Annotated in this window: 8 protein-coding genes; 5 read left to right on the top strand and 3 right to left on the bottom strand. The window is 55.8% G+C overall.

Going from position 1 to position 11,785, the window contains the following annotated elements:
- Positions 1–7 precede the first annotated feature (7 nt).
- Positions 8–1,531: a M20 family peptidase gene (locus AC5DDB_RS20240; protein WP_491741580.1), complete on the bottom strand. Its 1,524-nt coding sequence runs from the start codon at positions 1,529–1,531 to the stop codon at positions 8–10.
- A gap of 26 nt (positions 1,532–1,557) precedes the next feature.
- Here AC5DDB_RS20240 and AC5DDB_RS20235 point away from each other — a divergent pair, with 26 nt between their 5' ends.
- The 5 genes from AC5DDB_RS20235 to AC5DDB_RS20215 all read left to right on the top strand — a co-directional run bounded on the left by AC5DDB_RS20235 (position 1,558) and on the right by AC5DDB_RS20215 (position 7,514).
- Positions 1,558–1,845 (top strand): hypothetical protein, encoded by a 288-nt coding sequence (locus tag AC5DDB_RS20235; protein WP_491741579.1) that lies wholly within the window; start codon positions 1,558–1,560, stop codon positions 1,843–1,845.
- Between the two features lie 168 nt (positions 1,846–2,013).
- On the top strand, positions 2,014–3,162 hold the full coding sequence (gene dxr / locus AC5DDB_RS20230; protein WP_491741578.1) for a 1-deoxy-D-xylulose-5-phosphate reductoisomerase: 1,149 nt from the start codon (positions 2,014–2,016) through the stop codon (positions 3,160–3,162).
- On the top strand, positions 3,150–5,306 hold the full coding sequence (locus tag AC5DDB_RS20225) for a site-2 protease family protein (protein ID WP_491741577.1): 2,157 nt from the start codon (positions 3,150–3,152) through the stop codon (positions 5,304–5,306). The genes dxr and AC5DDB_RS20225 overlap by 13 nt, the downstream gene beginning before the upstream one ends.
- A gap of 95 nt (positions 5,307–5,401) precedes the next feature.
- Positions 5,402–6,322, top strand: coding sequence for a UbiA family prenyltransferase (locus AC5DDB_RS20220; RefSeq protein ID WP_491741576.1), 921 nt, complete (start codon positions 5,402–5,404; stop codon positions 6,320–6,322).
- A gap of 121 nt (positions 6,323–6,443) precedes the next feature.
- Positions 6,444–7,514, top strand: a complete 1,071-nt coding sequence (locus tag AC5DDB_RS20215; RefSeq protein ID WP_491741575.1) for an EF-hand domain-containing protein — start codon at positions 6,444–6,446, stop codon at positions 7,512–7,514.
- A gap of 38 nt (positions 7,515–7,552) precedes the next feature.
- On the opposite strand, the gene mfd is transcribed toward AC5DDB_RS20215, so the two are convergent.
- Positions 7,553–10,801 carry a transcription-repair coupling factor gene (gene mfd / locus AC5DDB_RS20210; protein ID WP_491741574.1) on the bottom strand — a complete coding sequence of 1,083 codons (3,249 nt, stop codon included), beginning with the start codon at positions 10,799–10,801 and terminating at the stop codon, positions 7,553–7,555.
- Between the two features lie 48 nt (positions 10,802–10,849).
- On the bottom strand, positions 10,850–11,785 hold a 936-nt coding region (locus tag AC5DDB_RS20205), incomplete at its 5' end, for an MlrC C-terminal domain-containing protein (RefSeq protein WP_491741573.1).

Genomic DNA, 11,785 nt, shown 5'->3' with positions numbered 1-11,785 from the left:
TCTCACATTACCCGCCTGCAGCGTCTTGCAGCAACATCACGAAGAACTGCACAAGTTCCAGGTAGTTTTCGACCGCGATCCGTTCGTTAACGCCGTGAATTCGCTTCAAATCATCGCCACTCAACCGTAGCGGAAGAAACCGGTAAGTGTTCTCGGTCAGACCTTCATAATGTCGTGAATCCGTCGATACGACCGCCAGACCGGGTGCGACGAGAATCTCAGCATCGAGCTGCCTTATGATGCGTTCGATACGCTGAAAATCTGGCGACTGATGATCGGACACAAACGAAGCCGCATTCGGCTCGCCCCGCAGTTCATAAGTAACACGATCGTCATCGCCCACTTGGCGGATATGCTCCAACACCGATTCCGGAGTGTCGCCGGGCTTGAGCCGGAAGTTGACTAGTGCCGTCGCTTCCCCGGGTAGAGCGTTTTCTGCCTGACCCCCGTTGAAAACGGTTGCGGCCGTCGTGGTTCGGAGCAGGGCATTCAGCGAGCGGGATTCACTAAGCGAGGAAATCACCAACGGCTTCAACACGTCTCGATTGGCGAGCGCGAAGCGCTGAGTCAACGAAAGATGCGGACCAATGCGATCAAGCATTAAACCGACGGGTCCGGAAAAACTCGCCGGCAGCGGCTTGGCTTCAACTTTGGAGATCGCGGCCGCCAGAATCCCAACGGCAGTTTGCGGTGGAGGCATCGACGAGTGTCCGCGAGCTTCATCGGAGAGTCTGACAGACAATCGAGCTGTCGCGTATCCTTTCTCAGCCACCGCCACCAATGCCATCGGTGATTCGAGGCCGGGAATCGTGTGCGAGACGATCACGCCGCCTTCGTCCAACACAAACCGAAACCGCACGCCACGCCCACGCAGTGCAACGGCGATCTGCTGATTCCCATTCTTCCCGCCGATTTCCTCATCGTGCCCGAACGCCAAGTAGACATCACACTCCGGCAGAAAACCCTTTTGGAGCAGGTGTTCCACCGCCTCGAGCATTCCCACTACGCCGCACTTCACATCGAGCGAACCTCGTCCCCAGATGAACCCATCGGCGATCTCGCCGCCCCACGGATTATGTGTCCAACGAGGTTCCTCCGATTCCGGCACCGGCACGACGTCCAGGTGCGACATCAATAGAATCGGCGTTGCTGATGAATCTGTCCCCGGCCAACGGTAGAGCAAACTGCACTCGGCAAACACCTCACGTTGCAACTCTGCATGCACCCGCGGAAAGTTCGCTTCGAGGTATCTGTGTAGTTTTTGGAATTCGTCCGGATCGAACACCGCCGGTGTAGCCACCGTCCGAAACCGTATCGCTCCCGCGAACCGCGTTGCTGCGGCTTCGTCAATCGTCGGGAATGTCGTCGGCGGAACGGAAATCGAATCAGATGACAACGCCAACGTCCGCCACATCATCACACTGATGGCCAACAATAGGCCAGCCGCGAAAATCAGAGCCAATCGCACCAACCAACGCCGAAGTCGGGGTGGGAGCCACGTCTTCGATTCCTTAGAATTGACGGTATTCATGATCTGTGTGATGAACTGATCTCACGATGACAACATCAGAATTTCCAGACGAACAAATCGTTCGTGACTTGCAAGATATGGCGAGGCTTGGGTTTTCGGTGGTCGAGATGATCGAATACATTCTCATTGCCGGTGATTACGAGTCCGATGCAGCCTTTCCTGTTGTCGTCTATCTAGCGACTGCATTTCAGCTACCGCTCATGCAAATTCGTGAAGTCGAACGCTGCCGATTGTTTGCGGGGAGTATTAGCGACGATGAGCTTGATGACCTGCTACTACCCGGATTTTGGCGGGCCATCGGCGATGGAAATTGATTGTAAGAGTGTCGAAGGTTGTTAAGAAGTCTCAATCTCACTCGCTCTTGCGGCAAAATTGGTGCCGTTCTAGAATGCATGGGCTGAGATTTTCGTGCAAGTTGTCAAGCCGAGTTTTTGGATTGCCTTGCGTGTTCGCAGGGTGAGAACAGGGAACGTGCAGCAGGGATGAAGCAAGTTGCGGTTCTGGGGTCGACCGGTTCGATCGGGACGAGTTGTCTCGACGTGCTCGCGGCTAATGCGTCTGAAATGGCTCCGGTCGCATTGACGGCTCATCGGAGTTGGACTGAACTTGCGCAGCAAACGCAGCAATTTCGCCCGCGTTGGGCTGTGCTGAGTGATGCGAGCATCCGCGAACAAGTTGACCGCTCCGCGTTCCACCCCGAGACCGAATTGCTGTTCGGACCGGACGCGGTCGAGCAGGTTTCTTCGGCGGCGGAAACCGATATCGTCATTTCCGGGATCGTCGGAGCGGCGGGTTTGCGGGGGACTTGGGCGGCAGTCGAGAGTGGCAAAACCGTCGGCATTGCGAACAAAGAGACGCTCGTCGTTGCCGGCCCGTTGGTCATGCAACTGGCGAAACAAACCGGCGCGGCATTGCTGCCGGTTGACAGTGAACACTCGGCGATCTACCAGTGCCTTCAATCTGGACGGGCGAATGAAGTCCGCCGGGTGGTGCTGACGGCCAGTGGCGGGCCGTTTCGGGGTTGGTCGGCGGACAGATTGGAAACCGTGACCGTCGAGATGGCACTCAATCATCCGACGTGGAACATGGGTCCGAAGATCACCGTCGATTCCGCCACGATGATCAACAAAGCCCTCGAAGTGATCGAAGCCCGCTGGTTGTTTGATCTGTCGCGGGATCAAATCGGCGTGGTGGTGCATCCGCAGTCGATCATTCATTCGTTCGTGGAATTTGTCGATGGGTCGGTGATTGCCCAGTTGTCGCCGCCCGATATGAAGCTACCAATTCAATATGCCCTCACGTACCCGCAGCGGACGGAGGGCGTGTGTCCGCGGATGGATTGGCAATCCGCGATGCAACTCGAACTGTTGCCGCCCGACTTCAACGCCTTTCCCGGCCTGGAGTTAGGGTTCGAAGTGGCCGAACGTGGGGGAACCTGCGGGGCGGTCCTGAATGCGGCTAACGAAGTGGCGGTCGCACGGTTCTTAGATGGTACACTTACTTTTCCGCAAATCCCCCGTGCTTGCCGCGCGGTTCTGGATGCTCATACGTTCGACCCCACACCGAAACTGTCGGACCTGTTCCGCTGGGACGAATGGGCTCGTAAGGAGATGACTCGTTGGCACGCTTGAAATCCCGTACCGGACGGTTGCTTCCGGTTCTCACGCTGGCTCCGTTGGGGCTGATCATTCCCGCCTTTCTCATGCTGGCGGCGATCTCGCTGAGTTCGATCGTCAGTTTTCTCTACGTCGCCTTAGGGCTGGGATTGGTGATCTTCTTTCACGAACTTGGTCACTTTGCGGTCGCGAAGTGGTGCGATGTGAAAGTGGAACGCTTTAGCATCGGTTTTGGACCGATTCTCTGGAGCACCAAACGCGGCGAAACGGAATACGCATTGTCGATCATTCCGTTCGGCGGGTACGTGAAAATGCTTGGCCAAGACGATATGGACCCGAGTCAAATGTCGAACGAAGAGATCGCTGAAGATCCGCGTTCGTACTCGGCGAAGTCGGTTCCGCAGCGGATGGCGATCATCTCCGCAGGGGTGATCATGAACATCATCACTGGGATGCTGTTCTTCGCGATCGCCTTTAGTTCCGGTGTGCAAGCGACACCGAGTATTATTGGCGGCGTTCAACCTGGGAAACCGGCCTGGCAAGCGGGCATGGAATCGGGCGACCGCATCACACAGATTAACAATCGCAAAGTCGAGACGTTCAGCGATATTCAACGCGGCGTGGCATTGACCGATGGGGAACTGCGGATCGCCGGCTTCAAACGAGACGGCAGCGAATTTGAGATTACCCTCGCGCCGGATGAATCGGGCACGCGTCGACTGATCGGTGCGGCTCCGATGCCTGCGAGTCTGAAAGTTGCCGACATCGAGGACCCCGAACAATCGGTCGTTGAACCTGGCACACCGGCGGCCGATGTCAAAAGCGGGTTCCAACGCCGAGACGTCATCCGCAAAGCCGCGATTCACGGAGAAGAACCGCAACCATTCGAGACCATTTCCAACTTGCAAGCGTGGCTGTCCGAGCCCCAGGTGCGTGCCGAGGCTGTCGATTTCTATGTCGAACGTTTTGACGAAGAAGGCAATGGCACGATGATCGAAGAACCGATCACCGTGAAGCCGGAGTCCTTCCGAACACTCGGACTGTGGACGGATATTACGCAGATCGTCGACATCGTCGCTGGCTCTCCGGCTGATCAAGCGGGCTTCAAGGTGGGCGACAAAATCACACACGTCAACGGAAAAGCAGTCGGAACGGAAATTGATCCGATGCGACTTCCGGATTTTTTTCATGCGTTGCGAAACACCGAAGCCCCGGTGGATCTTCCGGATGATTGGGAACCGGGAGTTGTCGAAGTCATTGTGAACCGCTCCCCTGACGAGGGCGGTGCGAAAGATCTCACGCTCAAGGTCAAGCCCATCGACAAACCAGGCTGGACAGACCTGATGATGCGTGCGGGAATTCTTTCCCAAGGATTGCCCGCAACGGTGCCTTCGATCGGTATCGCGTTCAATGCGATTCCCGTCGTGTTGCATGTCGAACCGAACAGCCCCGCCGAGAAGGCCGGACTGAAAAAAGGCGAACGCATCAAACAAATGGCTCTCATCGCCGACCCGGATATGCCGGCCGACATCTTCGGCGACAAACTCGAACCGGTGCAGTTCGACAAGAAAGAGAACTGGGCCTACGCCTTCCGTTTGATGCAAATGCTTCCGACTCGGAGCGTCAAACTGACGGTGAGCAACGAAAAAGGTGAAGTCCGTAACGTGGAGTTGGCTCCACTCGCCTCGAAGGACTGGTTCCAGCCCAGTTATCGTGGGGTCTATCTCGAAGGCCTCTCCGAAGTCCAGAAGGCAGACAGTTTCGTGGGTGCAGTTGGCATGGGCGTGGATTACACCAAGAATTCCGCGGTCGACATTTACCTCACACTACGGAGTCTGTTCAGCGGCGGGATTTCGCCAAAAGAACTTCATGGCCCAGTCGACATCGCCAAAATGGGCTACGCAGTAGCCAAGCAAGGGTTGAATCAACTCTTGCTGTTCCTCGGCTTCCTGAGCGTTAACCTGGCGGTCGTGAACTTCCTGCCGATTCCGGTGCTTGACGGCGGTCACATGGTGTTCCTGATCTGGGAAGGTGTAACCCGAAGCAAACCTAGCGAACGGGTGCTACAGACGGCTCAACTGCTCGGATTCCTGTTCATCGTTGGTCTGATGCTCTTCGTGCTGTACCTGGATTTGTTTGTGCATGCCAACCCTGGTTAGAGCCACGTTGTCTAGTCTGCTGTCCGAACACAACTGCTTGGAATGGTCCGCACTGCGGACCCTACGTCTGACTCCTGTCACCTGATCCCTACTTCATGTCCATCCGAGCTTACTTTCAATTAATGCGGTTTCCGGCAGTGTTTTCGGCATTGTCGGATATCGCGTTGGGTTTCGCGCTGACACGTCTTGGCAGCACTGCCGCTCCGAATGTGCCTTGGTGGCAGCTGGGAATGTTAGCCCTCGTTTCGGCATGTTTGTACCTTGCCGGGATGGTGTTCAACGACGTATTCGATCGCCAGATCGACGCCGTCGAACGCCCGCAACGACCGATCCCCTCCGGTCGTGTTTCCGTCTCTGCAGCGGTTCGATTCGGCAGCATCCTCATTGTAGTCGGCCTGATCGCTGCGAGCGTTGTTAGTTGGTCAAGTTTGACAGTCGCCGTCGTGCTGACGGCATGTATCTTTCTGTATGACGGCGGCCTGAAGAAAACAATTCTCGGTCCGTTAGCGATGGGTGGATGCCGATTTCTGAATATTCTTCTTGGCGGTAGCGCCCATGCCGACTGGTCGAAGTTGACCGATGTTTCGTCGATGACGAGTCTACCGCCGCTGTTGTGGATCGCGGGCGGCATGTGTGTATACATTGCCGGTGTCACGCTGTTTGCCCGAGAGGAAGCGGGGGAAAGTCGTCGCGGTCCGCTATTGGGTGGGTTGTTAGTCATCGACGTGGGGCTACTTATTTTCTTGGCGTGGCTCGTTTATGTTCCCGAGGTACGTCCGGGTTTTCCGCTCGCACTGGGGGTCGTGATGTACACGATCAATCGGCGACTTGCCGACGCAATCACATCACCTTCACCCGCGAAAGTGCAGTTGGCCGTGCGGGTGATGCTGCTGTCGATCATTATGATTGATGCCATCTTGTTGTCGGCGTGGACCGAGAATATCACACTCGGATTGTCGGTTGCTGCCCTGCTGATTCCCGCCCTGACCGTCGGACGTTGGATTTACGTGACCTGAACAGGTCGGCAAGCTATCGAATTCCTGATGAGAATTCCCGGCCCGATTCTTTGAGTCTGGTGTTCAATGTGGCAGACTGCATGACAGTCTCTATCGCCCCGTCACATTGAGGACTGATCTAATGAATTGGCATCACTTCGCTACGCGAATCGTGTTTCCGGGTTGTGTTTTGGCATGTGGCGCATTCACTCTGGATGCGGCAGATGAAGACGCCTCCCAAGAACCGGCATTGTTTGAACAGCTCGACAAAAACGGCGACGGCGTTCTCGAACGGTCCGAATTGACTGACGATCGCCAGAAGTTTTTCGACCGTATCGTGCGAGTTGCCGACAAGAATGAGGATGGCAAACTCACCGCAACCGAGTTTGCAGAAGCGATCAAACCGAATCGACCAGCTGCGACCGAGGCCTTCGGCGATGGCAACCCGAATCAGCGACGCGGCGGCGACATCACACAAATGCTTCGCCGACTCGATCGAGATGGTAATCAGAAAATTTCCAAAGATGAAATTCCCGAACCGCTCCGCGAACGGTTGATGCCATTGTTCGAACGACTTGGGAAAGACGAATTAACGATGCAGGAATTCCAAGCCGGAATGGCTCGGGGGATGCAACCACAAGACTTCACTAATCGCCTTTTCTCGCAGCTAGACCGCAACAAGAACGACAAAATTGAACTCAGCGAATTGCCCGAACGGATGCGGGAAAATGTGGAACGAGTGCTGCAACAGATGGGGAAAGCCGACGCCGACGGATTAACGAAAGAGGAGTTCGCCCAGGTGATGCGTCGTAGTCAACCGCGAGGAATGCAACCGCGGGGACCGCAACCGCCATCGATTTTCCAACGTCTAGATGCTGACCGGAATGGCAGTCTCTCAAAAGCCGAGATCGCCAAAGCACCGGAAATCCTCGCAACGATGGACGCCAACGGCGATGGCGAAATTACACCGGATGAAATCGAACGCACCGGACGTAGTGGGATGCGACCAAACGCCGGACCACGCCCTGAAAATCGCGATGGTTTTCCGCGATTCCTGCAGGAGGCGGACGAAAACAAGGACGGCAAAATCTCAAAAGATGAAGCCCCCGAACGTATGAAACGCGGTTTCGATCGCATTGATGCCGATGGTGACGGCTTCATTACTCCCGAAGAAGCCCAGAAGATGTTCGATCGTCGCCCGCAATCCAACTGAGTAACGATACTCGCCGAAAGTTCCGCCACTTCGGCGAGTCATTCCAACCGAAGATGCTTCGCTAGAAACGCCACGAGTGGATCACCCGCAATCTCCGGATTCGGCAGCACCAGATATGCACTCAGGTGATCGACCACGCGGAGGTCAGACCCGATTCGCTGTTTCAGCCGATTGATTTTTTCCCGATCGGAATAACCAAGAACAGCGAATCGGTCTTCGAGACGAATATCTGCAATTCCCCAATTCGCCGCGAGCAATTGCATGTTGCGAACAGCAATCAATCGCTCCGCCGGTTTAGGAATCGGACCAAACCGGTCGCGAAATTCTTCCCGGATCGATTCTAGTTCTTCGAAGTTTTGAACCGCGGAGAGTTTGCGGTACATCTCGATTTTCTGCCGTCCGTGCGGAATGTATTCCTGAGGGATAAATGCCGAGATCGGCAAGTTCGTGTTGACGTGCACATGCTCGCGAATCGGTTCGCCTTTGAGCCGATGAACGGCATTCTCAAGGAGTTGGCAGTACAGTTCGTACCCCACCGACGCAATGTGCCCGCTTTGCTCGTTTCCGAGAATATTGCCCGCCCCGCGAATTTCCAAGTCGCGCATCGCGATCCGAAACCCGCTACCGAGTTCGCTGTATTCCTCGATCGCTTTCAGCCGTTTGGTGGCATCGCTGGTAAGCGGTTTGCCCTCTTCCAGCAGCAAATAACAATACGCCCGATGTTTGTACCGTCCGACTCGGCCACGCAATTGGTGCAACTCCGCAAGACCATACTTGTCGGCCTGATGGATAAAAATCGTATTCGCGTTCGGAATATCCAAGCCCGATTCGATAATCGTGGTGGCGACGAGAACATCGAGCCGACCGGAAACGAAATCGTACATCACCGTTTCAAGCTCATCGCCAGTCATTTGCCCATGACCGATGCCGATGTTCGCTTCGGGCACAATTTTTTGAATCCGGTCAGCAATGCGTTGGATGTTATACACCCGGTTATGCACAAAATAGACCTGCCCACCTCGATTTAATTCCCGCACGATCGCCGAGCGGATGAGGTGTTCATCGAATCGACTGATCCGGGTCTCGATCGGTACACGGTCTTGCGGAGCGGTCGTGAGGTTCGAAATATCCCGAATGCCGAGCACCGCCATGTGCAAGGTGCGGGGAATCGGTGTCGCCGATAACGTGAGCACATCGACTTCCAACCGCTTTCGCTTCAACATTTCCTTGTGATCGACACCGAAGCGTTGCTCTTCGTCGATGATCAACAGACCGAGATCGCGAAACCGGATATCCTTCTGCACGATCCGGTGTGTGCCGATAACGATGTCGACATTTCCCGTCGCCATGCGTTCGAGAATTTCCCGCTGTTCCCGTTTGGAACGGAACCGCGAGAGCACATCGATCGAGACCGGGAACTCGGCCATTCGTTCACAAAAACTGCGAAAGTGTTGTTCGGCGAGCACCGTTGTCGGCACGAGAATGGCAACTTGTTTGCCGGCATCGACCATCTTAAACGCCGCCCGCATCGCGACTTCGGTCTTGCCGAAACCGACATCGCCGCAGATCAACCGGTCCATCGGACGCGGTCGCATCAGGTCGGCTTTGCATTCGGCGATCGCGTGGTCTTGGTCCTCTGTTTCGACATACGGAAACGCCGCAGCGAATTCGTTGACCCAGTCGCTATCCGGCGGACACGCAAACCCCGGCTTCGCTTCGCGGGCCGCTTGCAGGCGAATCATGTCGGCCGCCATGTCCCGTACGGATTCGGCAGCTTTTTCCTTCTTCTTCGCCCAGCTTTTGCCACCGAGTTTCGAAAGCGGCGGGGAACTTTTAGCTGCCCCCACGTATTTTTGGACAAGGTGAATCAGCGAAACAGGCACCAGAATTCGCACGGAATCGGCAAACTCAATCGCCAAGTGTTCTTCGGCTTGATCGTCTTTTTCGAGGATTTCCATCCCGCGAAACCGACCGATACCATGCGATAGATGGACGACCAAATCGCCCGGGCGAAGATCGAGGAATGTATCGAGGGCCCGCGAATCGGCATGACGCCGTTTTCGCCGTGGTGCCCGTCGCACGTCGGTCCGCCCGAAGAGCTGGGCATCGCTGAGCACGACGAGATTCTCGCTCTTCAGCCGAAACCCTTCGCCCACATGTCCCAGACACAATTGAATTCGCGACGAAATTTCCTCGTCGATCTCCGCAAGCATTTCCGAAAGCCGCCGCTGTTCGCCTTCGTTATGACAGGCCAGCAGCACGGTTTCGTCGGGGGATAAGACCGACGCCAATTCCAGCATCACATCCGACCGTGGCCCGGCGAACTTTTCGATGCTTTCCACCTGCAATCGACATTGCACATCCTCGACAGCATCCCCCATCGCGGAGAGCGTGACTGTGCTGAAGTTCCGGGTCTTCGCCAGTGTTGGCTCGACATCAAACAATGTCGGCGGACGCCCCAGGCGATCGAGATACGCGTGCCCCTCTTGAACAATGTCCGGCAGTTCGACCAAACCAATCCACGTTCCCTCTGGCAAGTCGTCGAGAAAACACGCCGAGGAATGTTCGTCGTCCGGATCTGGCGAGATCACAGTGATCGAAATGGAATCGAGGTCTTCGAGTTTTCGTTGTGTTTCCACATCGAAACGACGGATCGATTCAATCTCATCGCCAAAGAATTCCACGCGATACGGATCGACGGCATCGGGTGGATATAAATCGAGAATGCCCCCGTGCATGCTGAATTCACCGGGTGCCTCCAAAGCCGGCACGCGATCGAAACCGCGGTCAATCAGCCACTGCATAAAGTCATCAGATTCAATCTCCATCCCGACCTTCAGTTGCCGAGTACCTTCCTGACGGCTCTTGACAGAAGGCACCGGTTGCAGCAAAGCAGGCAAACTGGTGACGATTATCGACGGCGGATCGGGACTGGTGACAGATTGCAAAATTCGCAAACGGCCGCCAAAAACCGCATCGGCGATACTCTGTTCCTCTGGCATGGTCGCCCAAGCCGGGAACACCTCGGGGACAACATCGCCGAAATTCGACACGTCGAGAGCAAAGTCATCAACGTCGGCAATCCGCGGCAGCACAATGACGACTGGACCAGGCGCGTCCTCCGTAAGTGCCAGACTGGCCAGCGCGCACGCTGATCCCCACGTTCCATCGAGACCCGCGTGCCCTCCGGATTGGAGCGTACGGATAACCTCGTCGAAACCCGGCAACCGACGGAGACAATTCGTCAGCTCGTTCAATCCGTGAATGACGTGCCGTGTCGTTGGCATAGTCCGAAATTGTAGCGAACCCGACCCGGTTGACAACATCTTCAGCGGTTATTGGGTAATTTCCCACTCCGTATCGAGTTCGAAGGGATACATCGGCCGACGACGATGGTGAAAGCTGAGTCGCGTCATATCCGCACACGTCGAGCCCGGCGTGTTGACTCTCAGAAAACTCGGACACACTTCCGAATAGGCGGCCAAGGGGGCGTTGACTCCCTTCGCGACTAAAATATCGAACTCCACCGGATCGAGATTGCAGGACCGAACCTGTTCCAAACTGAACGGCACCATTCGTCGTGAAGTCAGCATCACAGTAACGCCCGAATCGGTTGTGACGACAGCCGTCAGACCTTGGTCAAATTTCGTGATTCCACCATGACGAGGTTTCGACTCTTGGAATTTCCCGTCGTGAAGGGACACAACTGTCGCGACGCACTCGACCGGCGAGCCATGCTGATCGTCGACGTGCCCGCCAAGGGACAACTTCACTTTCGAACCCATCTCCACTGACTGACACACCTTCACCGCCGCCGGGTCGAACAGACACACGAACGACCGTCCGCGTTTCCGCTTGTGCAAGGCCGCCAACAATTCCGTACCGTCGGCTGCGGAACCACCACCGACGTTGTCGCCCATATCGAGCAAGCAGACCGGGCCGGGAATGGAATTGCATTGTTCCAGGGCTTCGCTGATACTCAATAGTCGCCCGCGAAAATCTTCGCGTCGTTGCCACAACCGTTTGGCTAATTCCTGGGCAGATCGCTCGGCTAACTTGTGGTCATTGTCGGTAACCGCGATTGTAGCCGATCCCATCTCGGCAACATCCGCATAGGGAAACCCCAGCACAATACTATTCGAAAGCAAACCGGGCCGTGCCAGTTGAGCATTGGCGAAGTCGTAATGCGGGCGGAAATGGGATTCCGTGGTCATCTGCCGTTCGATGTTGATCGCCAACGGCGGGAAAACGGCGGCCATCGTGGGCTGAAC

Source organism: Thalassoroseus sp., from assembly GCF_984380535.1.
The sequence above is the reverse complement of the archived record's forward strand: the minus strand, read 5'-3'. Positions and strand labels throughout refer to the sequence as shown.

Bases quoted from the DNA above. Each gene is read 5' to 3' on its own strand.
- AC5DDB_RS20240 (WP_491741580.1), bottom strand. From the start codon at position 1,531: ATGAATACCGTCAATTCTAAGGAATCGAAGACGTGGCTCCCACCCCGA.
- AC5DDB_RS20235 (WP_491741579.1), top strand. From the start codon at position 1,558: ATGACAACATCAGAATTTCCAGACGAACAAATCGTTCGTGACTTGCAA.
- dxr (WP_491741578.1), top strand. From the start codon at position 2,014: ATGAAGCAAGTTGCGGTTCTGGGGTCGACCGGTTCGATCGGGACGAGT.
- AC5DDB_RS20220 (WP_491741576.1), top strand. From the start codon at position 5,402: ATGTCCATCCGAGCTTACTTTCAATTAATGCGGTTTCCGGCAGTGTTT.
- AC5DDB_RS20215 (WP_491741575.1), top strand. From the start codon at position 6,444: ATGAATTGGCATCACTTCGCTACGCGAATCGTGTTTCCGGGTTGTGTT.
- mfd (WP_491741574.1), bottom strand. From the start codon at position 10,801: ATGCCAACGACACGGCACGTCATTCACGGATTGAACGAGCTGACGAAT.